Genomic DNA, 24,501 nt, shown 5'->3' on the forward strand with positions numbered 1-24,501 from the left:
CGCTCAACTCAGAGAAGACCTACCCATGGGTGCCTGGCTTAGCAATATCTCCCTGAAGTACAAATTCTGGGCCGTCAATGCGGTGGCCTTCGTCACGACCTTGCTGCTGGTGCTGTATGCAGTGCACCTGGAGCAACGCGCCCGCGCCGATGCCGCGCAGGCCCAGGCGCAAGCCCAGGCCGAGCTGCTGGCCGCCTGGCCCACCGGGCAGACCCTGCCCCGCCAGGCCAATTTGATCACCTGGCAACCCGGCCAGACCCCGACATACGCGGGTGAAAATCTCGAAGCCCTGGCCAATGCACAAGGCTGGGTAGCCCTGCCGGCCGCCTGGATCCTGGGCGACAACCCGCTGCGCGGCGCCCAGGTGCTGCGCCATGGCGAGCAGCAACTGGCCGTGCTGGCAGCCGCGCCCAGCCTGCGCCAGGTGTTCTTCGACCGTTTCAGCAACTATGCCTTCTGCGTGCTGATCCTGATGCTGGCGATGCTCGGTGCCTCGCAGCTGCTGATCCGCTTCCTGCTCAGCCAGCTCAACACCCTCAAGGACGTGATGCTGCACGTGGAAAAGACCGGCGACCTGTCGGCCCGCGTGCCCCTGGCCTGCGGCGACGAGGTCGGCCAGATGGCCGGCGCCTTCAACGCCATGCAGACCACTTACCACCGCGTGGTCAGCACGGTCGCCCACACTGCCGCACAGCTGGACTCCGGGGCCGCGCGCCTGGCCGCGAGCATGAACGACGTACGCCATGGCATGCTCGGCCAACAGAGCGAGACCGACCAGGCGGCCACGGCGATCAACGAAATGTCGGCCACCGTGCATCACATTGCCCAGCATGCTGGCGCCACCCGGGACTTGTCGCAAACCGCCGACACCCTTGCCGGCAGCGGCAAGGAAGTGGTCAGCCGGGTGCAGGATTCGATCTCCGGGCTTTCCAGCGGCGTTCAGCAAACCGCCGAAATGATCCGCCAACTCGCCGATGACAGCCAGAAGATCAACAGCGTGGTCGGGGTCATTCACAGCATTGCCGAGCAGACCAACCTGCTGGCACTCAACGCCGCCATCGAAGCCGCCCGCGCTGGCGACCTGGGCCGTGGTTTTGCCGTGGTTGCCGATGAAGTGCGCAACCTGGCCAAGCGCGTGCAGACCTCCACCGACGAAATCACCCGAATGGTCGCCGACCTGCAGGCCGGCACCCGTGACGCAGTGGAGTTCATGCAGGAGAGTTCGTACAAGGCCGACGACTGCGTCCGCCAGGCCCAGGAGGCCGGCGCGGCACTGGCCGAAATTACCGGTGCGGTCGCCCAGATGCGCGAGAGCAACACGCAGATTGCCGTCGCCGCCGAGCAGCAGAGCCAGGTGGCCGAAGAAATGAACCGCGCAGTGGTGAGCATCCGTGATGTCACCGAAGAGACCGTGCAGCAGACCGTCGGCTCGGCCACCACCAGCAGTCAACTGGCGGCCCTTGCCGGTGAACTGAGCAAGGCCATTGGCCAGCTCAAGCTATAGTCGCCATAGCCAGCCTCGATTGGCCCCGCAACCGGGGCCGCACTAAGCTTTGGGCATGCCTGAAACGAACAGCGCGACGAACATCGCGAGGACCTGCCCATGAGCAAACGACTGCCCAACCTGCACGCCTGGCAATGGCGTGGCTACCACCACAATCACCGGCACCCGACCAACCTGGTGTTGCACCTGATTGCCGTGCCGCTGTTCATCCTCGGTGCCCTGCTGGTGCTGTCAGGCCTGTTCGCCCTGGACCTGGGCCAGATCGCCGTCGGCGTCATTGCCCTGATCGCCGGCCTGGGCCTGCAGCGCCACGGGCATCGCCTGGAAGCCGAACAGCCGGAACCGTTCGCCAACCGCAAGGACGCCGTGCAGCGGCTGCTGACCGAGCAGTTCATCACATTCCCCCGCTTCGTCCTCAGCGGTGCCTGGTGGAAGGCCTGGCGTGAACGGCACAAGCACCGGCGCTGATGATCAGGCGAACACCGTGACGGTTTGCCGGCTCAAGGCCAGCAGTTCCCCTTCTGCACTCCACAATGCCGCCGCCGCATGGCCGTAGCCGTCACGCGCATGTTCGGTCTCGACACGGTAACGGCACCAGTCCAGCGTGGACAGTTTCGCCGTCGGCTGGATGAATTCGATGGTCCAGGTCAGCGTACTGCCCGCTGCTGGCTGCTTGAGGAACGGCAACAGGCTCGGTGGCCAGGCGTCCACCAACGCCAGCAGGTGCGCCTCGTTGACCTGCTCTTCGGCAACATCGCGCAAGCGCACCCAGCCGCCCATATGACGCGACGAGTTGCCGCTGAACGGCAGGCCGCCCACCGCCCAGCGCAAGGCGACATGGCGCATGAACTCCGGGGTGACGCCCTTGATGTAAGGCAACTCCGGTGCCGCCTGTTCAAGCGGTTTCATCTCCACGGCGGGTGCAGCCGCAACATCGACCATCGATGGCCGACCCGCACCGAAGTTACCCTGCACCAGCGTCACCACCTGACCATTCTGAATGGCACGGCCCAGCAGCGTGCTGACCGCCTTGCCCTCCCGCAGCACCTCGACCTCGAATCGAATGGGCACATCTGCTGCCGCCGGGCTGACGAAGCTGATGGCCAGCGAGCGCACCGGGCGATCATCGGTGAGCTTCAGGCGCATGCTTTCATGCACCATGGCCGCCATCAGGCCACCGAACACGGCGCGCCCCTGGGCCCAGCTGGGCGGAATGCTGACCGCGTCAGGGTTTTCCCGCACGGCGGCGAGCAGTTGGTTGAAATTCATCGGCCGGCTCCTGGCTCTTACCTGTAGCAAAAGGACCACCAATACTAGCCAGCAACCCCCGGCCGATCAGCCCGCATATCGGTCATTTGCCGGGCTAACGCCGCTTGAGCGCGGCCTGCAGCGCATCAAGGGTGATATCGGACGTGCGCTCGGCCTCGTGCAGCTCCTGCTCCCAGTCGACCTTGCAAGGCGCCAGGTCGGGGTGATCCTTGGCCTGCAGCAACCACTGCAGGCGGTCATGCCAATCACCTAGATCGCCCTGGGCCCTCTTCAACAAGCGCTGCAGTTTCTTGCCAGCATGATCGAGCTGCGGATACGCCTCGTCGCCATAACGCGCCCGTTTGATCAGCAGGCGCAAGCGATGCCGATCATGGGCGGGGTCCTGCAGGGCCTCACGTAGCTTGTGCCACTGTTTGACCAGGCGCTTGTCGATACGCGTGTCCAGCGACTTGGCCAGCCCCTCGCGATCCGCTGCCCGCAAGAACAGCGGGAATGCATCGACGATTGCCAGCACCCGGGTCAGCTGCGGGCTGGCGGCAACGCTGGCGAATGTCCTGTCGCGCCCGGCCAGGCGTCGCTGCCCGGCTTCGGCATGGCCGCGCCCGATGAGCTCGGCGGCCAGCACCTCACGATCACGCAGGGGCGTGGTCAACGTACCCAACGACTTTGCCGCCTCCTCCAGTTGCTCCACCCCAGGCAGCCCCTGCAGCGGCCGCAACAGGCTGCGCAGGCGCCGCAGGTTGGTCCGCAGGTCGTGCAGGGCCTCGCTGTCGGTATTGGCAGCCAAGCGCTCACGGCAGGCCAGCAGGCGCACCTGCAGGGTCAGCAACTGGGCAACGACATGATCGAGCATGGCGGACATGTGACGCTCCTTGGTCAGCGCCCGGCGCGCGACTCACGAATGTAGAAGCGGGCCTTTTCGGCTTTGTGGGTGCAGCCTTCGTACCCTTCGAACTGCTGCTGCGTCTTGGCTCCGGTCAGCAGAGACAGGGCCTTGGAGTAGCTGACGGTGCCGGCAAACCCTTCGGCCTTGGCCAGGTCCAACTCCTTCCAGGCGGCATCCAGCTGAGTCGCGCAGCTTTCGCGGTAGGCCGTCTTGCCCGCGCAGCCGGCTAGGGCCAGGGCGATCAGTGGAAGGCAGATCCAGGCTTTCATCAGTAATACCTCAAAGGTCAAAAGAGTGGCTGTTCGACGCCTGTGCAACTGAAAAGTGCCCGGCTCGATATGCTTTGCTTAGAGTAGTTCAGCACGCTCTGGATTGAAGCACAGGCAGCGATGAGTGCATTGTAGGACCATGGTTGTACCAGCCGGGGAAAGTTCATGAGCAAACGCGTGGCATTGGTGTTGGGATCGGGAGGCGCTCGTGGGTATGCCCATATCGGCGTAATCGAGGAAATCGAACGGCGCGGCTACGACATCGCCTGTATCGCTGGCTGCTCCATGGGCGCGGTGATAGGCGGTATCTACGCGGCGGGCAAGCTCGAGGAATACCGCAACTGGATCGAAAGCCTGGACTATCTGGACGTGCTGCGCCTGGTCGACGTCAGCTTCCGCCTCGGCGCCATTCGGGGTGACAAGGTGTTCGGGCAGATTCGCAAGATCGTCGGCGACATGAACATCGAGCAGCTGCGCATCCCTTACACGGCGGTAGCGGCCGACCTGACCAACCAGCAGGAGATCTGGTTCCAGGAAGGCTGCCTGCATCAGGCCATGCGTGCTTCGGCGGCAATTCCGAGCCTGTTCACACCGGTGATGCAGGGCAACCGCATGCTGGTCGACGGCGGCATTCTCAACCCCCTGCCGATCGTACCGGTGGTGTCCAGCCACTGTGATCTGATCATCGCGGTCAACCTCAACGCCACCAACCAGAAGCAGTACCAGCTGCCGGTGATCGAGCGGCCCGCAGCCTTCAAGATGCGCTTCGACGCCCTGCTGAGTTCACTCGGGTCGCGCCTGCCGTTTCGGCGCAAGCCTGCCGAAGAGCTGATTCGCATCGAGCAGGAGATTGTTGCCGAAGGGCTGGCGCCGCCCAACCCGTGGCTGGCCGACACGGCCGACCCTGAGTCCCAGCAACCCGCCGCAGCGCCCGAGCGTGAAGGCGCACCGAAGTCGGCGACCGGCTCGTTCATCATCGACAACGTCGGGCCGGCCTCGCTGCTCGACCTGATCAACCAGAGCTTCGAGGTGATGCAGACGTCACTGGCGCAGTACAAGATTGCCGGGTATCCGCCGGATGTGCTGATCAACGTGCCCAAGCGGGTGTGCCGGTTCTTCGAGTTCTACAAGGCACCGGAACTGATTGCCCTGGGGCGGGAGATTGCGCGGGATACGCTGGATAACTATGAAGGTGTGAAGCGCTAGGCCAGTACAGGCAATAGAAATGAAACAGGCCGCATTAAGCGGCCTGTTTCATCATGCATCCATCACTCAGTAACGGGTGATGTCGGCAGTGCCTTCCAGCTGCTTGCGGTAGGCCGCAAAGTCCTGCTGGCCAGCACGCGATGCGAGGTAGCGGCGGATCTGCTGCTTCTCTTCGTCGCTGGCGGCGGCACCTTCGTTGACGCCCTTGAGCTGCAGCACGACCAGACTGCCGTCGGCCAGGACCACGCTACCGTACACCGGCTTGTCCTTGGCTTGCGGCTTGGCCAGGCGGAACAGCGCCTGCAGCTCGGCCGGATCAATACCGTCCTGACCACGGGTCACGGCTTCGTGAGTCTTCCATTCCTGACCGTCGTGAGCACCAGCGGCAGCGATGGAACCGTCACGCAGGCCGGCAATCAGCTTGTCCGCCTTGGCCTTGAGCTCGGCAGTCGCCTTCTCCTTGGCCAGGTGTTCGCTGATGTGCTTGGCCACGGCTTCCAGCGGCAGTTGCTCCGGCTTGCGGTGCTCCTTGACGCGCAGCACCACGGTGGTTTCCGGGTCCAGCTCGATGGCGGTGCTGTTGGCACCTTCATCCATCACTTCTTCGGAGAACGCAGCCTGGATCACGCCACGGTTGGCGGTGATGCCCTCGCCGCCTTCGCGGCCGAACGGCGCGGAAGTCTGCACCTTGAGGTTCAGGTCCTGGGCCGGCTGGGCCAGGTCGGAAGCCTCGTAAGCAGCATCCTGCAGCTGCTTGCTGGCGTCGACGTAACGCTGCTCGACCAGCGGGGTCTTCAGGTCGCGGGTCAGCTTGTCCTTCAGGCTGGCGAAGCTCGGTACTTCCGGCGCCTGCTTGCCCAGCAGCTTGATCAGGTGATAGCCGAACTCGGTACGCACCGGGGCCGACACCTGGCCGTCGTTGAGCTTGTACAGGGCGTCTTCGAAGGCCGGGTCATACACGCCTGGGCCTGCGAAGCCGAGGTCACCGCCATTGCTGGCAGAACCTGGGTCCTGGGAGAACTCCTTGGCCAGCTTGGCGAAATCTTCACCCTTGGCCAGGCGCTGCTCGATCTCTTCGGCCTTGGCCTTGGCCTGGGCGTCGGTGACCTTGTCGTTGACCTCGATGAGGATATGCGCGGCATGGCGCTGCTCGGCGAGGTTGGCTACTTCCTTCTCGTACTGGGCCTTGAGCTCTTCGTCGGTGACCTTGACCTGGTCGAAGAATGCCGACTTCTTCAGCTCGATGTAGTCGATGACCACCTGGTCCGGGGTCATGAACTCCTTGGCATGCTGGTCGTAGTGCGCCTTGACCTCGTCATCGCTGACCTTGACCGCCGCCGGGTTGGCCTTGAAGGTCAGGGAAGCGAAGTCGCGGGTCTGGTTTTCCAGGCGGGCAAAGGCGTCGACCTGCTGGTCGGTGACGAAGCTGCTGCCGGCGATACCGGTACGCAGCTGGCCGATCAGCATCTCTTCCCCGAGCATGTCGCGGAATTGCATGCGGCCATAGCCCATCTGGCGGATGACCTGATCGAAACGATCGGCGCTGAACTTGCCATCGACCTGGAATTCCGGCGTCTGCAGGATCACTTGATCCAGCGCGGCTTCGGAGAAGGCGAACTTGGCGTCTTCGGCACCCTGCAGCAGCAGTTTGCGATCGATCAGGCCTTTGAGCGCAGACTCGCGCAGCAATTTGTCATCCAGCAGCGCCGGGTCGAAATCCTTGCCCAGCTGTTGCATCAGCTGACGGCGCTGCATGTCGGCGGCCTGGCTCAGCTCGTTCAGGCTGATGGTGTGGCCGTTCACCTTGGCCGCGTCCTGGCTGTGGGTGGCGGCCTTGAAAATGGCTTCGAAGCCGGTCAACGCCATCAACACGACGATGAGGCCGATGATGGTCTTGGCAATCCAACCTTGTGAATTGTCCCTGATATTTTGCAGCATGCGTCCCCCAGAAACGGCTGTACCACTGCGTCGACAACCGCGGAGCGTGGGTAGAATCCTGATAAAAGAAAGGCGCATCCGAGGATGCGCCTTTTCTTAGCAAACGTGTCAGGCGGGAACGTTTGCGGCCCGCCATCAGCGTGCTCGGACCTGGCCAGGCCGGGCCCGGCTGAAAGAGACGACTTAGTTGACGGCGTCTTTCAGGCCTTTGCCTGCCTTGAAACCTGGAACCTTGGCAGCAGCGATCTTGATCGCCTTGCCGGTTTGTGGGTTACGGCCGGTGCGCTCGGCGCGCTCTTTGACCGAGAAGGTACCGAAGCCAACCAGAACGACGTCGTCGCCTGCTTTCAGGGCGCCAGTCACGGAGTCGATCACAGCGTCCAGAGCTTTGCCGGCGGCAGCCTTGGAAATGTCAGCCGATACAGCGATAGCGTCAATCAGTTCCGACTTGTTCACTCTAAGTCCCCTTATTTCTCTATTGAGTTTGTTTCTAAGTATGTAAAGAAAAGCTTATGAAACGTGTGCCGGGTGGCAGCTTGACAATAGCGTGCCGCTTTATAGCAAGGCCCCGAAAAAACTGTCAAGGAAAGCCCCCCAGCCAAAAACTACTAGTGCGTGCTGATTCTTTCCTTAGCATCGCCGTCGCGCTTGTCATCTTTCGCGACAATCTCCGGAGCCACATCTGGCAAGGGCTCCGGGGCGTATTGCAGCGCAATTTGCAGGACTTCGTCAATCCATTTGACCGGTTTGATCTGCAGATCCTGTTTGATATTTTCCGGAATTTCCTTCAGATCGCGAACATTCTCCTCGGGAATGATCACCGTCTTGATCCCGCCACGGTGTGCCGCCAGCAGTTTTTCCTTCAATCCGCCGATGGCCAGTACCTGGCCACGCAGGGTGATTTCACCGGTCATGGCCACGTCGGCGCGTACCGGAATCTGCGTCAGCGCGGACACCAGCGCGGTGCACATGCCAATACCGGCGCTCGGACCGTCCTTCGGCGTGGCACCTTCAGGCATGTGGATATGCACGTCGTGCTTCTCGTGGAAGTCGGCGGCAATCCCCAGGCTGCGGGCGCGGCTGCGGACCACGGTCTGCGCGGCGGTGATCGATTCGACCATGACATCACCCAGCGAGCCGGTCTTGATCAGCTGGCCCTTGCCAGGGATGACCACCGACTCGATGGTCAGCAATTCGCCGCCCACCTGGGTCCAGGCAAGGCCGGTAACCTGGCCGATCTGGTCCTGCTGCTCGGCCAGGCCGTAGCGGAACTTGCGCACGCCGAGCAGGTGCTCGAGCTGTTCGCTGGTGACCTTGACCTTGACCTGTTTCTGCCCGGTATGTTCCTTGACCACCTTGCGGCAGACCTTGGCGATCTGGCGCTCAAGGCCACGCACACCGGCTTCGCGGGTGTAGTAACGGATGATGTCGCGAATCGCCGAGACGTCGATGTCCAGCTCTTCGGCCTTCAAGCCGTTGGCCTTGACCTGCTTGGGCGTCAGGTACTTGACCGCGATGTTGATCTTCTCGTCCTCGGTGTAGCCTGGCAGGCGGATGACTTCCATGCGGTCGAGCAGCGCCGGTGGAATGTTCATCGAGTTCGAGGTGCACAGGAACATCACGTCCGAGAGGTCGTAATCGACTTCCAGGTAGTGGTCGTTGAAATTGTGGTTCTGCTCCGGGTCGAGCACTTCCAGCAGCGCCGAAGCCGGGTCGCCACGCATGTCGCTGCCCATCTTGTCGATCTCGTCGAGCAGGAACAGCGGGTTGCGCACACCCACCTTGGTCATCTTCTGGATCAGGCGGCCAGGCATCGAACCGATGTAGGTGCGACGGTGCCCCCGAATCTCGGCCTCGTCACGCACGCCGCCCAGGGCCATGCGCACGAACTTGCGATTGGTCGCGGCAGCGATCGACTCAGCCAGCGAGGTCTTGCCCACGCCAGGCGGGCCGACCAGGCATAGCACCGGGCCGCGGATCTTCTTCACCCGCTTCTGCACGGCAAGGTACTCGAGAATCCGCTCCTTGACCTCTTCCAGGCCATAGTGGTCGGCATCGAGGATCTCTTCGGCCTTGGCCAGGTCCAGACGCACCTTGCTCTGGGCCTTCCACGGTACCTGCACGAGCCAGTCGAGGTACGAGCGCACCACGGTGGCTTCGGCGGACATCGGCGACATCTGCTTGAGCTTGTTCAGCTCGGCCTGGGCCTTGGCCAGGGCATCTTTCGGCAGACCAGCGGCTTCGATGCGCTTTTTCAGCTCTTCGACTTCGTTGTGGCCTTCGTCACCATCGCCGAGCTCCTTCTGAATGGCCTTCATCTGCTCATTCAGGTAGTACTCGCGCTGGCTGCGCTCCATCTGCTTCTTGACCCGGCCACGGATACGTTTCTCGACCTGCAGCAGGTCGATTTCGGCATCCAGCAGTGCCAACACATGCTCGACACGGGTCGCCAGGTCGACGATTTCGAGGATTTCCTGCTTCTGCTCGATCTTCAGCGCCATGTGCGCGGCCATGGTATCGACCAGGCGACCAGGTTCTTCGATGCTGTTCAGCGACGACAGCACTTCGGCGGGGACTTTCTTGCCCAGCTGCACGTACTGCTCGAACTGCGACAGCAGCGTGCGCACGAAGACTTCCGACTCGCGCTCGGCGGCGTCGGTTTCGTCGATCAGGGAAACTTCGGCACGGATGTGCCCTTCTACTTCGGTGAAACGCTCCACCGCACCGCGCTGCTCGCCCTCGACCAGCACCTTGACAGTGCCATCGGGCAGCTTCAGCAGTTGCAATACGGTAGCGACGGTACCGACCCGATACAGGGCGTCTTCGCCTGGATCGTCATCGGCCGGGTTCTTCTGGGCCAGCAGCAGGATCTGCTTCTCGCCCGTCATCGCGGCCTCGAGGGCTTCGATGGACTTCTCACGCCCCACGAACAGTGGGATGACCATGTGCGGATAGACGACGACATCGCGCAATGGCAAAAGAGGCAAGTCGAGGGTGGTCTTCATGATTTCGCCTCTACAGCGGCCTTATGGCCGGAAACCGGTGGAAATGATGCTTGGACCTAATGTGGGGGCACGCTTGGGAAATTACAAGCGCTTGCATAGGAAAAGCAGAAAGGGGCCCGTAGGCCCCTTTCTTGCTTGCTGCCATCACCCGGCATTGACCTGAAATCAGGCGTCGGGCGCGGCCTTGGCTTGCGGCTCGCTGTTCTCGTAGATCATCAGCGGCTGCGAAGTGCCTTCGATGACGCTCTCGTCGATCACCACCTTGCTGACATCCTTCTGCGAAGGAATTTCATACATGGTGTCGAGCAGCACGCCTTCGAGGATCGAACGCAGGCCACGGGCGCCAGTCTTGCGCTCCAGGGCCTTGCGTGCGACGGCCTTGAGGGCGTCGGTGCGGAACTCGAGGTCCACGCTTTCCATCTCGAACAGCTTGGCGTACTGCTTGGTCAGGGCATTCTTCGGCTCGGTGAGGATCTGCATCAGCGCAGCCTCGTCCAGCTCGTCGAGGGTTGCCAGCACCGGCAGGCGGCCGACGAACTCAGGGATCAGGCCAAACTTGACCAGATCGTCCGGCTCGACTTCGCGCAGCGATTCGCCAACCTTCTTGCCCTCTTCCTTGCTGCGTACTTCGGCGCCAAAACCGATGCCACCCTTGGTGGAGCGGTTCTGGATGACCTTTTCCAGGCCGGAGAAGGCGCCACCGCAGATGAACAGGATGTTGCGGGTATCAACCTGCAGGAACTCCTGTTGCGGGTGCTTGCGGCCGCCCTGCGGCGGAACCGAAGCAACGGTGCCCTCAATCAGCTTCAGCAGCGCCTGCTGCACGCCTTCACCGGAAACATCACGGGTGATGGACGGGTTGTCCGACTTGCGCGAGATCTTGTCGATCTCGTCGATGTAGACAATGCCCATCTGGGCCTTTTCCACGTCGTAGTCGCACTTCTGCAGCAGTTTCTGAATGATGTTCTCGACGTCCTCACCCACATAACCGGCTTCGGTCAGGGTGGTGGCGTCAGCAATGGTGAACGGTACGTTCAACAGCCGTGCAAGGGTTTCGGCGAGCAGGGTCTTGCCCGAGCCGGTAGGCCCGATGAGCAGGATGTTGCTCTTGCCGAGTTCGACTTCGTCGCCCTTCTTGTCACGCTGGTTCAGGCGCTTGTAGTGGTTGTACACCGCTACCGACAGCACCTTCTTCGCGCGCTCCTGACCGATGACGTACTGGTCCAGGATGCCGCTGATTTCTTTCGGCGAAGGCAATTTGTGCGCGCTGCTCTCGGCCTGGGCTTCCTGCACCTCCTCACGGATGATGTCGTTGCACAGGTCGACGCACTCGTCGCAGATAAATACCGAGGGCCCGGCAATCAGTTTGCGCACTTCGTGCTGGCTTTTGCCGCAGAAGGAGCAATAAAGCAATTTGCCGCTGTCCTCGCCGTTACGGGTGTCAGTCATTCGATCGATCCAATCCGGTAGGCTTGCAACACAAGATGAAGGCAATTGCGGGCTTTTTCAAGTCCGCAGGTAGGCGCTTTCCGCACCTACCTGCTCTGGCACCTGGGTTCAGGAGGCCAGTTGCCGCTTGTCGTACACCGAGTCGATCAGGCCGTACTCGGCCGCGCGCGAGGCGCTCATGAAATTGTCACGCTCAGTGTCACGCTTGATGGTCTCGAGCTCCTGGCCGGTGTGGTAGGCCAGCAGCTCGTTCAGGCGCGCCTTGATATTGAGGATTTCCTGGGCGTGGATCTCGATATCCGTGGCCTGGCCCTGGAAACCGCCCAGTGGCTGGTGGATCATCACGCGCGAGTTCGGCAGGCAGTGACGCTTGCCCTTGGCACCCGCGGCCAACAGGAATGCGCCCATGCTGCAGGCCTGGCCGATGCAGATGGTCGAGACGTCCGGCTTGATGAATTGCATGGTGTCGTAGATCGACATGCCAGCAGTCACCGAGCCGCCTGGGGAGTTGATGTACAGATGGATATCCTTGTCCGGGTTTTCCGCTTCAAGGAACAGCAGCTGCGCCACTACCAGGTTGGCCATGTAATCCTCTACCGGGCCAACCAGGAAGATCACTCGCTCCTTCAACAGGCGCGAGTAGATGTCGTAGGCACGTTCGCCACGGGCGGACTGCTCGATAACCATCGGGACCAGGCCGCCTGCGGCCTGGATGTCAGAGCTCTGCTGAATATAAGAATTGCGGGACATGTCCTGCGCTCACTCCCAAATAGTCATGGCTTGAATACGCACAAGCCAGCTCGAAGGCTGGCTTGTGGGGGTTTCCTACGAGAGAAGCCTGTTACTCAGCGGCGGCAGGAGCCTGTGCTGGCTTAACGGCATCTTCGTACGAGACCGACTTGTCGGTCACAGTCGCTTTCTGCAGAACAGTATCTACAACTTGTTCTTCCAGCACAACCGAACGAACTTCGTTCAGTTGCTGGTCGTTCTTGTAGTACCAGGAGATGACCTGCTCAGGCTCTTGGTAAGCCGAAGCCATTTCCTCGATCATCTCGCGAACCTTGCCTTCATCTGGCTTCAGCTCGAACTGCTTGACCACTTCGGCGACGATCAGGCCCAGGACCACACGACGCTTGGCTTGCTCTTCGAACAGCTCGGCCGGCAGTTGCTCAGGCTTGATGTTGCCACCGAACTGCTGAACAGCCTGGACGCGCAGACGGTTGACTTCGTTTTCCAGCAGGGCCTTTGGCACTTCGATCGGGTTGGCGGCCAGCAGACCGTCCATGACCTGGTTCTTGACCTTGGTCTTGATCGCCTGACGCAGCTCACGCTCCATGTTCTTGCGAACTTCGGTGCGGAAGCCTTCCAGGGTCGATTCCTTGATGCCGAACTGGGCGAAGAACTCTTCGTTCAGCTCTGGCAGCGCAGGGGCCGATACGCTGTTGACGGTGATGGTGAACTCGGCGGCTTTGCCAGCCAGGTCCAGGTTCTGGTAGTCCTCTGGGAAGGTCACGTTGACAACGCGCTCTTCGCCAGCCTTGGCGCCCACCAGGCCATCTTCGAAGCCAGGGATCATGCGGCCGGAACCCAGTACCAGCTGGGTGCCCTTGGCGGAACCACCGGCGAACACTTCACCGTCGACCTTGCCGACGAAATCGATGTTGACCTGGTCGTCGTTCTGCGCAGCGCGCTCGACGGCCTCGAAACGGGTGTTCTGCTTGCGCAGGACTTCCAGCATGTTGTCCAGGTCGGCGTCAGCCACTTCGGCACTCAGGCGCTCGACGTTGATCGACTCGAAGCCGGCAACGGTGAACTCTGGGAACACTTCGAAGATGGCAACGAATTCCAGGTCCTTGCCCTTCTCGAAGGACTTCGGCTCGACAGCCGGAGCGCCAGCCGGGTTCAGCTTCTGCTCGACGATGGCTTCGTAGAAGGAAGCCTGGACCAGGTCACCGAAAGCCTCTTGACGGGCATCGGCCTCGAAACGCTGACGGATCACGCTCATCGGCACCTTGCCTGGGCGGAAGCCCGCGACCTTGGCGCGCTTGGCAGTCTGTTGCAGACGCTTGTTGACTTCGTTCTCGACGCGCTCGGCCGGAACGGCGATGGTCATGCGGCGCTCGAGAGCGGAAGTGTTTTCAACAGAAACTTGCATGGATATTCCTCGTTGCACAGACGTTAGCCGGCGATAGCCCGACTCCAGAATCAAGGGCAAACATTCTAGTGAGTCACGCACCAGAAGTCACCCCACCCGGGACGACGGGAAACCACGCCGGTCGATTAACTTGCATGGCCCGCACGGTAAAGTGCCGAGCCTCTTTATATAGAGGGCCGCATACCTCCCAACGGGTGGCACACAACCGAAATACCTTGTCAAACAACCGCCAGCTTGAAAGCGACCCGCCTATTCAGGATCGATCTCGTTGAACTGGCAGTACTCTTCCCACTCCACACCCAGCGCTTCAGCCACTTCACGATGGGTTTCCAGGCGCATGGCCTGCAGTTGCTCTGGGCTTTCGGCAATCAACTGCAGCGCCAGCTCCCAGGGCTGAATCCCCTGCTCATCGGCGGCATCCTCGAATGCCCACTCGATCTGCTGGGCCTGCTCACGCGCATCCAGCTCACGGATTTCCTCGAGCAGCTGCGGATTGGCTTCGGCAAAGCGCTGCAACGCCAGGGCCTGGCGGGCTTCTTTTGCAATCATCGGGGTGTTCCTCTGCCGGCCAAATGGGCCGGTGTTTCAACCGGCTGAAATCTAACAGCTTTTATTGGGGTATCACCAGAGGATTACAAGGGGGGAGATTGAGTTGTGGCTGCGAAGTTTTTGGCTTGAGGCCTTCAGCGCCTGTGAGGCTCGATTTCGCAGGCGCTGAAAGGCTCAAGTCATACACCCCAGAAACAACAAAGGCGCCTGATCTCACGATCAAGGCGCCTTCGAAAAATATGGGGTGGACGATGGGAATCGAACCCACGACAACTGGAATCACAATCCAGCGCTCTACCAACTGAGCTACGCCCACCATATTGCGGTGTTTCAGTGTTGCGATACAGCCTTACAGAAGCATGGTGCGGACGAAGAGACTCGAACTCTTACAGCTTGCGCCGCTGGAACCTAAATCCAGTGTGTCTACCAATTTCACCACGTCCGCGTAACGCTTAAAACAAAGGCGCCAGATCATTCAATCAAAGGCGCCTTCGTCGAATATGGGGTGGACGATGGGAATCGAACCCACGACAACTGGAATCACAATCCAGCGCTCTACCAACTGAGCTACGCCCACCATATTGCATTACAGCCTTACTTGCTTGCCCAAGCTGCCTAAATGGCGCACCCGGCAGGACTCGAACCTGCGACCATCCGCTTAGAAGGCGGATGCTCTATCCAGCTGAGCTACGGGCGCTTAAGCTTGAAGCCTAACCGAACAAGCTGTTAACAGGTAACTGCTAAACCACTCATTCTGCCCGACCTCGCCAACCAGTGCTAGGCTGTGCCCGACAAGTGCGGCGAATCTTATAGGCGAGCCCCCAGGTCGTCAACACCTTTCTCCAAAAAATTTAAATTATTTAAGGGGTTAGGGGATTTGCCCGACCACCCGCCTTTGCCCTTGGGCGATGTCGTGCGAGAATGCGCCCTCTTTATTGTTCCTTTCTCGATGGTTAATCACGCGTCTATGACTGCACACCTAATCGATGGCAAGGCGATCGCCGCCAACCTGCGCAAGCAGATCGCTCAACGTGTCGAGGAGCGTCGCCAGCAAGGCCTGCGCACGCCGGGCCTGGCGGTGATCCTGGTCGGCACCGACCCCGCCTCCCAAGTCTATGTCTCGCACAAGCGCAAGGACTGCGAAGAGGTCGGCTTCATCTCTCAGGCATTCGACCTGCCCAGCGAGACCACGCAGCAAGCGCTGACCGAGCTGATCGACCGCCTCAACGACGACCCGGCCGTCGATGGCATCCTGCTGCAACTGCCGCTGCCAGCGCACCTGGATGCCTCGCTGCTGCTCGAGCGCATCCGCCCCGACAAAGACGTCGACGGTTTCCACCCGTACAACATCGGCCGCCTGGCCCAGCGCATCCCGCTGCTGCGCCCGTGCACGCCCAAAGGCATCATGACCCTGCTGGAAAGCACCGGTCAGGACCTGTACGGCATGAACGCGGTGATCGTCGGTGCGTCCAACATCGTTGGCCGCCCGATGGCGATGGAGCTGCTGCTGGGCGGTTGCACCGTGACCGTCTGCCACCGTTTCACCAAGGACCTGGCCGGCCACGTCGGCCGCGCCGACCTGGTGGTCGTGGCTGCCGGCAAGCCTGGCCTGGTCAAGGGTGAATGGATCAAGGAAGGCGCCATCGTCATCGACGTCGGCATCAACCGCCAGGAAGACGGCAAGCTGGTCGGCGACGTGGTCTACGAGACCGCCCTGCCGCGCGCTGGCTGGATCACGCCGGTTCCGGGCGGGGTCGGGCCGATGACCCGCGCCTGCCTGCTGGAGAACACGCTGTATGCAGCCGAAGAGCTGCATAAGTGAGTAAAAACGGCACCTTTCGAGGTGCCGTTTTCATTTGCGCGATCAGCTGAGGAGTTGGGCAACGGTCGTACCACGCCTTACAAAAGATTGCCTGATGGCGGGTAGAGGTTCTCCTCAGCCGATTCTGCTGCCACCTGGCAGAAATCAGCCGCCCCCGCTGTCGCCAGCCCCTGCTTCAGCCAGCATCCCAACGCTGCGCGTCTGACAATATCTCCACAGCCCTTACTGGAGCGTCGCCGCAAGGAGACCCGTCAGACCCGCTACATCGATGTGCAAGACCTCGCCCGCCTGGTCAACCGCAAAGGCCTGCCCACCTGCCTGGTGGAGATGGCCGAGTACATCCGCCAGGACTACCTGCGCTGGCCGGCCTTCGAGAAGTGTGCACGGGTGGCCAACCACTCGCCCGACGGGGTCATCGAGCTGATGCCGGTGTCCGATGCCAGCCTGTACGCCTTCAAGTACGTCAACGGTCACCCGAAGAACACCCGCCATGGCCTGCCCACGGTAATGGCCTTCGGCACCCTGGCCGACGTCGACACCGGCACCCCGCTGCTGCTAAGCGAGATGACCCTGACCACGGCGATTCGCACGGCTGCCACCTCGGCACTGGCGGCACGTTACCTGGCGCGTGAAGACAGCCGCAGCATGGCGCTGATCGGCAATGGCTCGCAGAGCGAGTTCCAGGCCATCGCCTTCAACACCTTGGTAGGTATCGACGAAATCCGCCTGTACGACATCGACCCGACGGCCTCTGCCAAGCTGGTGGCCAACCTGGCCGGCCGCCCCGGCCTGAAGCTGAGCGTCGCCAGTTCGGTTGCCGAAGCCGTGCGCGGTGCCGATATCGTCACCACGGTCACCGCCGACAAGGCCTATGCGACCATCCTCACGCCGGACATGATCGAGCCGGGCATGCACCTGAACGCCGTGGGTGGCGACTGCCCGGGCAAGACCGAACTGCACCGCGACATCGTCGAACAGGCGCGGGTGATCGTCGAATACGAGCCACAGAGCCGTGTCGAGGGCGAGATCCAGCAAATGCCTGGCGACTCGCCGGTGATCGAGTTCTGGCAAGTGATCGCAGGGCTTGTGCAAGGCCGCGAGCATGCCGAGCAGGTGACCCTGTTCGACTCGGTCGGCTTTGCCCTCGAAGACTACTCGGCGTTGCGCTACGTGCTGGACAGCGCACGCATGCTGGGGATCGGCCAGGACATTGCACTGGTGCCGATGCTGGACAACCCGAAGGACCTCTATGCGCTGCTGCAACCGCGGGTAGTGGGGGTTCGCGCGATGCTCAAGGCAGACAGCGCCTGTGCCTGATACACCCCGGGGTCGCGCAGCGCCCCGGTTTGCGCCTACCCTGTCCATGCCCACTTTCGAAAGAAGCCCTGCGCATGGACACCAAGGACGCCAACGCCCCACCCCTGGACCGTATCGACGAAGCCATCCTCGAAGTGCTGCGCCACGACGGCCGCATCACTTTCGAGAAGCTCTCGACCCTGGTCCACCTCACCCCGCGCCCCTGCCTGGAACGGGTGCGCAAGCTCGAACGCCGTGGCGTGATCCGCGGCTACGGCGCGATCATCGACCTGCAGAAAGTCGCGCCCGGCGTGTCATTGCTGGTGCTGGTGGCCCTGTCCAACCAGAGCGGCCGCGCCGCGCAAAAGGCCTTCGAAGCTACCCTGCTGGCGTGCCCGGAAGTCTATGAGTGCCAACTGATCAGCGGCCATTTCGATTACAGCCTGCGCCTGCGCTGCCGTGACATGGAGCACTACCGGGTGCTCAGCGAAAGCTGGATGAACGACGACGCACTGCACATCGACAAACTGGTGGCGCACCCGGAGCTGGCGTCGGTCAAGTGCATGGCGCCGCAGATCGGGCGGTAACCCGGTAACTCCACCGCAGCGTCACGTTGAATAGGCTCGCCGTTTCCTTGCAATGGAGTACGGCCCATGCCTCAAGCCCACTCGACTCACCTCGCATCCATCCAGCGGCGCATGCCTCAATGGCTGACGTCGTGTACCCCACAGCAACGCAAGCAGCTTGAGCGGCGCATACGCGACAGCCATCGCGCCAGCCACCAGTTGCGCCGGCAGCTCGCGCCGCTGCAAGCACCCGAGGCATTCTGCCGCGCACTGTTGGACGACGCGCTGGCTTACTGGTTTGCCGACCGGGAACTGCCCGACGTCGATCAGGGCTGGTTGTGGCATGGGTCACTGCAGCGCGACATGTCGTGGCTGGAAGCTGCCATGCAGAATTTCGATGAAGGTGCCCCTCTACGGCTGTACCTGCACAAGGATGCACCGGCGGCTACCGACATCGATGCCAATCGCTTCGTGAAGGCGATCCGCAACCTCGACCTCGGCCGCCGCTACCAGGACCACCTGGCCGACCTGCTCGGTACCAGGCTCACGGCACAGCTGCTGCAAGACCAGGACCGTGCAGCCTTCGCCGCCGACTTGAGCCTGGCCCGACTGCGCGGGCACATCGACAGCCGCGCAGAGTCACTGGGCGAAGCGGCACTGGCGGGCACAACGCTGCTCGCTCGCCCCGACGGTAGCCAGCACGCGTTTGTATGCAGTTATCTGAACCTGCTCGACTGCCCGCTGAACGGGCCGTTGCTGGTCAGCTCAGAGGCAGATGCCGACAACCAGCCCTGCCTGCTTTACCTCCCCGGGCACCCAAGCGGAGCCATGCGCCAGTTTTCTTCTCTCGCGGAACTGGGCCGCAATCTCACTCAGATGCTCTGGCACGATGATGAAAGGCGTGTGATCTTGCGTTATGTCAGCCATGAACACCAGCCCCAGTTCGCCACAAGGCTGCGCGAAGCGCTGTTTCCCCGCTATCCCTACGCCACCGTGCAGCCAGGTACACCGGTGCTGGAAAAAGGCCAGCATGTCAGCTGGATTACCCGGCTTTTCCCCAACCCTCGCCACTTGTGGCAAGAGACCCTGGACAAGAACGCACGGTTGCCCTGGAGCGCTTCAGCCTGGCGCAAGGACTGCTTTGCAGAGCGCACACGCACCCTGCTGGAGCGCAAGCTACGGGATGCTGCCAGTATCGTGGTGCCGACCGAGCAACGCGACGCAGCGGCGCTGCGCGAGCGCATCGAAAACTGGCTGCAGACCGGGCTGAATGTGCTGAATGTCGCCAGTTTATTCATTCCGGGCCTGGCCGAAGTGATGCTGGGAGTGGGTGGCGCCCAGCTGATCGACGAGTTCCTCGAGGGGGTGCATGCCGCCAATGAGCACGACACCGACGCGGCTGTCGCCCACTTGTTCGCCGTGTTCGAGAACTTGGCACAATTTGCCGCACTGGGTGCCGCCGGGCGCTTTATCGAACCCCCAGGGCCATTGCACCAATGGCTGCGCGTTGGCCAGGGTGATGGCGAGCGCCTGTGGCACGGCGACCTGTCAGCGTTCGCCCAACCTCGCCCATGGCCTGCGGATACCCCGATGACTGCCGACGGCATGCATGAATGGCACGGGCGGCACTGGTGGCAACACCAGGACCAGGCATTCGCCCTGGAGCGTGAAGCCAAGAGTGGCTGGCGCCTGGCGCCGGGCAAGGGCCATCGCCACCAGCCCAGATTGCTCGGCAACGGTGCAGGCAGCTGGCTGCTGGAGCACGAACGGCCATTGGCCTGGCGCAGCCCGTACCTGGCGCGTCGCCTTGGCCCCTCCAGTGCTGGCCTGGACGACACTGCCCTGGCCCACGCCCTGCGTAGCTGCGGCTACGATGACTCCGCCCTGCGTCGGCTCCTGCTCGATCACCGTCCACTGCCCGCGCTGTTGCTGGATAGCCTTGAAGGCTTTGGCGCCAAGCCGTTGCCGTTCGTTGAAAGCGGCGACAGTGCCGTGCTGGCAAGAGATTTTCCCTCGCTCAGCCCACGCGCCCGCAACGAGATCCTGACCAATGCGGCGTCACGCGACGTGGCTCGCCTCAAGCAGAGCGGTCGCCTGCCGCTGACCATGGCCGAGCAAGCCCGGCTGTATCTGCGCGAAGCCCGGATCAATCGCGCACTGGGCACGTTACGGCAAGTGTCGGCCAGTAGCAGCGATCGCGATGCGCTGGTTTTTGCCAACCTGCCACGCTTGCCGGGGTGGACCGGCAACATTCGCCTGGAACTCGTTGAAAACGGCCGCCTGATCGACGCGGCCGGCAAGTCGGGCGCCACGGTAAAACGCGTGCTGCGTAGCAATCATGGCTACCAACCGGTCGATGAGGCCGGGCAAACCCTGGGCAATCAGGATGAGCTGCTGAATGCCCTCCTGCGTGCCCTGCCAGACCGCGAGCGGGATGCACTGGGGCTGGCCATCGACGATGCGCCACGCTTGCGCGATGCCCTGTTCGAACAGGCCTGCAGCGACCGTGAAGCAGCCGCGCACGACCTGGGCATGGCGCCGCTTCGCCCCCTGTACAACCCGCCCAGCCGATTGCCAGGCAGCCAACGCATTGGCTACCCGCTCAGTGGCCGCAGCCGAGGTGTGCTGACGACCGATGAACTGTTCGATCAACTCTACCCGGCAGGTGACCTGGAGGAACGCCGACTGTTGCGTCAGCGCCTGCGTCACGAAGCCGGCCATGGGCCAGGGGCATTCATGCGCCTGCTGGAACGCCTGCGCAGCGATTATCAACGCCTGGACACCGAACTGCAGCACTGGGTCGAACATGGCCAGGGGCAACAGCGCGCTGCACGCGAGCGTCAGGCCCAACGCCTGCGCCACGCGTGGCGCCGGGAAAATCCCGAAGACCCTAGCAGCGCGATCGATTTCGTCACCCTCGATATCGACGCGGCGCAGCTGGACTCATTGCCGGCCATGAGTGTAACCCTGCCCCACGTTCGTCAGTTGCGGATCAGTGGGCTGGTCGATCATGCCAATACCCGGCTGGATGATTTTCTCAGAGCCTTCCCCCAGGTCCGCCACCTGGACCTCGAAGACAACGCCCTGCGCGCCCTTCCTCCAGCACTGAGCGAACTCCGTGAAATACAATCGCTCGACCTCTCGCACAACCTGCTCGATCTCTCCCAGGAAGCCGACCTCGCGACGCTGACACGCCTGACCAACCTCCAGCGCCTCAACCTGTCGCAATGCCTCCAGGACCTCCCGGTCAGCACCCTGCAACGGCTTGCCAGCCTCCCGGCGCTCTCGTTTTTCCAGGCTGACCTGAACACGTTGAACTTCGCTGTGGAGCACTTCCAGGCACTGCAGCGCTGGCCGAGCCTGACTCACCTCGAACTGGGCCGCAACGAGATCGTGCTCACCGAAGCCAGCCGCGCGGCACTGGCCGGGCTGAATCGGCTGCGCCTGCTTTCACTGCGTTACAACCCGCTGGAACTCGCACCGGACCTGACCGGCTGGACAGCACTCGAGCAACTCGACCTGGAACGCACGCTGATCTTCGAGTGGCCCCCTGGGCTGACCTCGCTGATGAACCAGCAGCCGCTCAACCTGCACGGCATCGACCTGAGCCTGAACGAGCTCAGCGATGCGCCAGCCTTGCGCGATACCGCGTTCGCCCGTCGGCTCCGCGAAGGCGACCAGGAACTGACTTACGCTTTCGACGACAACCCATTCAACGACCTGGCCTTGCAGCGCCTGGAAGAAGCCGGTCTACCTGCCCAGCAGGAAGACCCTGATGCCGAAGACTGGTCTGCCGGCTGGCCTGGCGCACTGCGTGCACACCTGGCCGAGTTCTGGATGGACCCAAACTGGCAGCCTCTGTTTGACCTGTACCAACGACTGCCCAGCACCGAGGCATTCCGAACCAGCCCAGCCGCCATGGACGAGCGCATGCGCCAGGTGTTGCAGACCTTGGTTGACGGCGCACGGCACGATCAAGCCGGCACGGGTTTTGCCGAACTGCAACAGCAGATCAACGACCTGCTCCTGGACGCTGGCCAGGAGTGTGTCGACCAAGCCAGCCTACTGTTCCAGCAAGTCGAGACAGAAGTCACGCTCTGGCAGTCGGTAGCCCATGCAACACCTGGCGCTAGCAACGAACAGGTCGCCATCGACAGCGCCGCGAGCCTGATGCGCCAGCGTTCGCTCGACGAGCATATCGGCGAATTGTTCAACGCACGACGCGCCAGGCGCCGGGCATTGGGCGATGCCGGCAATAACGCTGAGCGCGAGGCGGCTCCGGCATTGTCGAGGCACGACGATTTGAGCGATGCGCAACTGACCGAGGCGGATTTCCTGCTGGATGAGCTGGAAATGGCCTTGTACGCACGCATTCGCCTGCAGCAGCGGTTGCGGCTGCCCGCACAACCGGATGGCATGCGCTTCGAGTACCTGGCGCGCCTGAGCGACGCGACCCTGCAACGCCTGGAACAGGCCGTGTGGTCGGAGACGACTGCGGTACATATGAATGCCTGGGTCAGCGATCAACCCTTCTGGCAGCGCTGGCTGCAGCGTCTGCATCCACAAGCATTCCAGCGGTTCGACCTGCAGTGGGAGGGGGCTTCGGAGTATTTCGACACGCTCAATGACAGCGCCGCCGAGGCCGGTGCTTATAGCGGGCCCGAGGTCCCGCCGGGCTATATCGCCAGCCTGGAGCAGCACATGGGGCAGATTGCCTGGCGCCGCGCAGGTGTGCTGCAACGTGTCGACCTGTCCAACGACAGTGACCTCTACCTGCGGGCGTCGGAACTGTTGCTGCAAAGTCGCCGACAAGCGCGTGAAGCGCTCCTGGCCGGTCTGACCGCGAGCATGAGCGAAGCCAATCCGCGAGCGTTCGCGCCCGACGTTTAAGCCACCCGCCCCCGTGTCGTTTACCCGGCACGGGGCCATCCCCGCCCTGGAACCCTGGCAAGCTGATTGCATCGGCTGACCAGGCGTTGACCCCGTCCTGAGCTGATTTCGTCGGACCGCCTGGGGCGGCAGTATCGCTCCATGCACCGAACTAGAGCCCGATCGGCGCCAATGCCTCGTAACTGGTCAGACCGGTAAGGCCAAAATCCCTTGCAATGTCGGATTTTTCGCGGTTTTATGATCCGGCGCTGAACAAACCGGTAAGACCACAACAATAATGAAGTCCTGCGCTCTTTCGCCCCGTGCGGCACCGAAGCAAGGACACCGATCAGAGATCACTCCCATGCTCAAATGGTGCTCGCGTTCGATCTTCCTGCAAGTCGTGCTCGGCCTTGCCCTCGGCATCGCCTGCGGCCTCAGCTTCCCCGAAGTCTCCCTGCAACTCAAACCCCTCGGCGATGGTTTCATCAAGCTGATCAAGATGCTCATCGGCCTGATCGTCTTCTGCGTGGTGGTCAGCGGCATCTCCGGTGCCGGCGACCTGAAGAAGGTCGGGCGCATCGGTCTGAAATCGGTGATCTACTTCGAGGTGCTGACCACCATCGCCCTGGTCATCGGCCTGGTGTTCGCCTTCAGCTCCGGCATCGGCAGTGGCGCCAACATCCACCTCGATCAGCTGTCCAGCGCCGACGCCAGCAGCCTGGCCGAGCGTGGCCAGCACATCCATGGGGCCACGGCGTTCTTCATGGACCTGATTCCGACCTCGGTGGTCGGTGCCTTCGCCGACAACAACATCCTTCAGGTGCTGTTGTTCTCGGTGCTGTTCGGCAGCGCCCTGAATCTGGTGGGTGAATCGGCCGCGGGCATCTCACGGCTGATCAACGAGCTGAGCCACGTGATCTTCCGCATCATGGGCATGATCGTGCGCCTGGCGCCGATCGGTGTGTTTGGCGCCATCGCCTTCACCACCAGCAAGTACGGCCTGGAGTCGCTGCAGCACCTGGGTGGCCTGGTGGCGCTGTTCTACCTGACCTGCGCCGGCTTCGTGCTGGTCGTCCTGGGTACCGTGATGCGCGTGTCGGGCCTGAAGCTATTGCCGTTCATCAAGTACCTGCGTGAAGAGCTGACCATCGTGCTTGGCACCGCGTCGTCCGACGCCGTGCTGCCGCAGATCATGCGCAAGCTGGAGCACCTGGGCATCGGCAGCTCCACCGTCGGCCTGGTCATCCCCACCGGCTACTCGTTCAACCTCGACGGTTTCTCCATCTACCTGACCCTGGCCATCGTGTTCATCGCCAACGCCACCAGCACGCCACTGGCGATGACCGACCTGCTGACCATCCTGCTGGTGTCGCTGGTGACTTCCAAGGGCGCTCACGGCATCCCAGGCTCGGCGCTGGTGATCCTCGCCGCGACCCTGACCGCCGTGCCGGCGATCCCGGTGGTGGGCCTGGTACTGGTGCTGGCGGTGGACTGGTTCATGGGCATTGGCCGGGCACTGACCAACCTGATCGGCAACTGCGTGGCCACCGTGGCCATCGCCCGCTGGGAAAAGGACATCGACCTTGAGCGCGCGCAGAACGTGCTCGATGGCAAACCCGGCTTCGCCCATGCACCGCGCAAACAACCCAACGCCCATCAGCAGGAATTCTGAGCCCGCGTGGCCGGCGTTTTCGCCGGCCTTTTCAGGAGCAAAC

Annotated in this window: 18 protein-coding genes and 4 tRNA genes; 8 read left to right on the forward strand and 14 right to left on the reverse strand. The window is 62.3% G+C overall.

The genetic code is table 11. The features are described 5' to 3' along the window. Positions 1-25: 25 nt before the first annotated feature. Positions 26-1,504, forward strand: coding sequence for a methyl-accepting chemotaxis protein (locus tag J7573_RS09435; RefSeq protein WP_294333529.1), 1,479 nt, complete (start codon positions 26-28; stop codon positions 1,502-1,504). Positions 1,505-1,603: 99 nt separating this feature from the next. Next, entirely contained in the window at positions 1,604-1,972 is a 369-nt protein-coding gene (locus tag J7573_RS09440) for an Mpo1-like protein (RefSeq protein WP_085674668.1), read from the forward strand. Positions 1,973-1,975: 3 nt separating this feature from the next. Here the strand turns inward: J7573_RS09440 and J7573_RS09445 are convergent, their stop codons facing one another. The 3 genes from J7573_RS09445 to J7573_RS09455 form a co-directional block, all read right to left on the reverse strand. Beyond that, positions 1,976-2,773, reverse strand: a complete 798-nt coding sequence (locus J7573_RS09445; protein WP_294333531.1) for a thioesterase family protein — start codon at positions 2,771-2,773, stop codon at positions 1,976-1,978. A 94-nt stretch (positions 2,774-2,867) separates the two neighbouring features. After that, positions 2,868-3,635, reverse strand: coding sequence for a CHAD domain-containing protein (locus J7573_RS09450; protein ID WP_294333532.1), 768 nt, complete (start codon positions 3,633-3,635; stop codon positions 2,868-2,870). Between the two features lie 14 nt (positions 3,636-3,649). Continuing rightward, complete coding sequence (locus tag J7573_RS09455; protein WP_085674672.1) at positions 3,650-3,928, reverse strand: hypothetical protein; 279 nt, start codon at positions 3,926-3,928, stop codon at positions 3,650-3,652. 165 nt (positions 3,929-4,093) lie between these two features. On the opposite strand from J7573_RS09455, the gene J7573_RS09460 reads away from it, so the two are divergent. Then, entirely contained in the window at positions 4,094-5,134 is a 1,041-nt protein-coding gene (locus J7573_RS09460) for a patatin-like phospholipase family protein (RefSeq protein ID WP_159409584.1), read from the forward strand. Between the two features lie 66 nt (positions 5,135-5,200). Here the strand turns inward: J7573_RS09460 and J7573_RS09465 are convergent, their stop codons facing one another. From J7573_RS09465 to J7573_RS09515, 11 genes are all read right to left on the reverse strand, one after another. After that, complete coding sequence (locus tag J7573_RS09465; protein WP_294333539.1) at positions 5,201-7,072, reverse strand: SurA N-terminal domain-containing protein; 1,872 nt, start codon at positions 7,070-7,072, stop codon at positions 5,201-5,203. A gap of 183 nt (positions 7,073-7,255) precedes the next feature. Next, complete coding sequence (gene hupB / locus J7573_RS09470; protein WP_054883552.1) at positions 7,256-7,528, reverse strand: nucleoid-associated protein HU-beta; 273 nt, start codon at positions 7,526-7,528, stop codon at positions 7,256-7,258. Positions 7,529-7,680: 152 nt separating this feature from the next. Further along, the gene (gene lon, locus J7573_RS09475; RefSeq protein WP_159409581.1) at positions 7,681-10,077 is read right to left on the reverse strand and encodes an endopeptidase La; all 2,397 of its coding nucleotides are present in this window, start codon (positions 10,075-10,077) and stop codon (positions 7,681-7,683) included. Positions 10,078-10,242: 165 nt separating this feature from the next. Beyond that, a complete protein-coding gene (gene clpX, locus J7573_RS09480) occupies positions 10,243-11,526 on the reverse strand; it encodes an ATP-dependent Clp protease ATP-binding subunit ClpX (RefSeq protein WP_054883550.1) in 1,284 nt (427 codons plus the stop codon). Between the two features lie 108 nt (positions 11,527-11,634). Beyond that, positions 11,635-12,276, reverse strand: coding sequence for an ATP-dependent Clp endopeptidase proteolytic subunit ClpP (clpP, locus tag J7573_RS09485; RefSeq protein ID WP_003250240.1), 642 nt, complete (start codon positions 12,274-12,276; stop codon positions 11,635-11,637). A 91-nt stretch (positions 12,277-12,367) separates the two neighbouring features. After that, positions 12,368-13,681: a trigger factor gene (gene tig / locus J7573_RS09490; protein ID WP_294333553.1), complete on the reverse strand. Its 1,314-nt coding sequence runs from the start codon at positions 13,679-13,681 to the stop codon at positions 12,368-12,370. A gap of 249 nt (positions 13,682-13,930) precedes the next feature. Beyond that, a complete protein-coding gene (locus tag J7573_RS09495; RefSeq protein WP_294333555.1) occupies positions 13,931-14,230 on the reverse strand; it encodes a DUF6388 family protein in 300 nt (99 codons plus the stop codon). A 240-nt stretch (positions 14,231-14,470) separates the two neighbouring features. Then, positions 14,471-14,546 (reverse strand) — tRNA-His (locus J7573_RS09500). 44 nt (positions 14,547-14,590) lie between these two features. After that, positions 14,591-14,675 (reverse strand) — tRNA-Leu (locus tag J7573_RS09505). 56 nt (positions 14,676-14,731) lie between these two features. After that, positions 14,732-14,807: transfer RNA gene (locus tag J7573_RS09510), tRNA-His, on the reverse strand. Positions 14,808-14,850: 43 nt separating this feature from the next. Beyond that, a tRNA-Arg gene (locus J7573_RS09515) sits at positions 14,851-14,927 on the reverse strand. Positions 14,928-15,197: 270 nt separating this feature from the next. Here J7573_RS09515 and folD point away from each other — a divergent pair. The 5 genes from folD to J7573_RS09540 all read left to right on the forward strand — a co-directional run bounded on the left by folD (position 15,198) and on the right by J7573_RS09540 (position 24,458). Beyond that, entirely contained in the window at positions 15,198-16,052 is an 855-nt protein-coding gene (gene folD, locus J7573_RS09520; protein WP_054883547.1) for a bifunctional methylenetetrahydrofolate dehydrogenase/methenyltetrahydrofolate cyclohydrolase FolD, read from the forward strand. A 225-nt stretch (positions 16,053-16,277) separates the two neighbouring features. After that, entirely contained in the window at positions 16,278-17,369 is a 1,092-nt protein-coding gene (locus J7573_RS09525) for an ornithine cyclodeaminase (RefSeq protein WP_294333664.1), read from the forward strand. A gap of 74 nt (positions 17,370-17,443) precedes the next feature. After that, complete coding sequence (locus J7573_RS09530; protein WP_294333562.1) at positions 17,444-17,935, forward strand: Lrp/AsnC family transcriptional regulator; 492 nt, start codon at positions 17,444-17,446, stop codon at positions 17,933-17,935. A gap of 66 nt (positions 17,936-18,001) precedes the next feature. Then, a complete protein-coding gene (locus J7573_RS09535) occupies positions 18,002-22,804 on the forward strand; it encodes a DUF6543 domain-containing protein (protein WP_294333564.1) in 4,803 nt (1,600 codons plus the stop codon). Between the two features lie 343 nt (positions 22,805-23,147). Continuing rightward, positions 23,148-24,458 (forward strand): C4-dicarboxylate transporter DctA, encoded by a 1,311-nt coding sequence (locus tag J7573_RS09540; protein ID WP_294333566.1) that lies wholly within the window; start codon positions 23,148-23,150, stop codon positions 24,456-24,458. The last annotated feature ends 43 nt before the right edge of the window (positions 24,459-24,501 follow it).

The sequence above is a fragment of the Pseudomonas sp. genome, assembly GCF_017744435.1.
Taxonomy (GTDB): domain Bacteria; phylum Pseudomonadota; class Gammaproteobacteria; order Pseudomonadales; family Pseudomonadaceae; genus Aquipseudomonas.

Excerpts from the sequence above, each read along its gene's own strand:
- J7573_RS09465 (WP_294333539.1), bottom strand. The coding sequence starts at position 7,072 with ATGCTGCAAAATATCAGGGACAATTCACAAGGTTGGATTGCCAAGACC.
- clpP (WP_003250240.1), bottom strand. The coding sequence starts at position 12,276 with ATGTCCCGCAATTCTTATATTCAGCAGAGCTCTGACATCCAGGCCGCA.
- lon (WP_159409581.1), bottom strand. The coding sequence starts at position 10,077 with ATGAAGACCACCCTCGACTTGCCTCTTTTGCCATTGCGCGATGTCGTC.
- folD (WP_054883547.1), top strand. The coding sequence starts at position 15,198 with ATGACTGCACACCTAATCGATGGCAAGGCGATCGCCGCCAACCTGCGC.
- J7573_RS09530 (WP_294333562.1), top strand. The coding sequence starts at position 17,444 with ATGGACACCAAGGACGCCAACGCCCCACCCCTGGACCGTATCGACGAA.
- J7573_RS09460 (WP_159409584.1), top strand. The coding sequence starts at position 4,094 with ATGAGCAAACGCGTGGCATTGGTGTTGGGATCGGGAGGCGCTCGTGGG.
- J7573_RS09495 (WP_294333555.1), bottom strand. The coding sequence starts at position 14,230 with ATGATTGCAAAAGAAGCCCGCCAGGCCCTGGCGTTGCAGCGCTTTGCC.
- J7573_RS09455 (WP_085674672.1), bottom strand. The coding sequence starts at position 3,928 with ATGAAAGCCTGGATCTGCCTTCCACTGATCGCCCTGGCCCTAGCCGGC.
- J7573_RS09450 (WP_294333532.1), bottom strand. The coding sequence starts at position 3,635 with ATGTCCGCCATGCTCGATCATGTCGTTGCCCAGTTGCTGACCCTGCAG.
- tig (WP_294333553.1), bottom strand. The coding sequence starts at position 13,681 with ATGCAAGTTTCTGTTGAAAACACTTCCGCTCTCGAGCGCCGCATGACC.
- J7573_RS09435 (WP_294333529.1), top strand. The coding sequence starts at position 26 with ATGGGTGCCTGGCTTAGCAATATCTCCCTGAAGTACAAATTCTGGGCC.
- J7573_RS09540 (WP_294333566.1), top strand. The coding sequence starts at position 23,148 with ATGCTCAAATGGTGCTCGCGTTCGATCTTCCTGCAAGTCGTGCTCGGC.
- clpX (WP_054883550.1), bottom strand. The coding sequence starts at position 11,526 with ATGACTGACACCCGTAACGGCGAGGACAGCGGCAAATTGCTTTATTGC.
- J7573_RS09440 (WP_085674668.1), top strand. The coding sequence starts at position 1,604 with ATGAGCAAACGACTGCCCAACCTGCACGCCTGGCAATGGCGTGGCTAC.
- J7573_RS09535 (WP_294333564.1), top strand. The coding sequence starts at position 18,002 with ATGCCTCAAGCCCACTCGACTCACCTCGCATCCATCCAGCGGCGCATG.
- J7573_RS09445 (WP_294333531.1), bottom strand. The coding sequence starts at position 2,773 with ATGAATTTCAACCAACTGCTCGCCGCCGTGCGGGAAAACCCTGACGCG.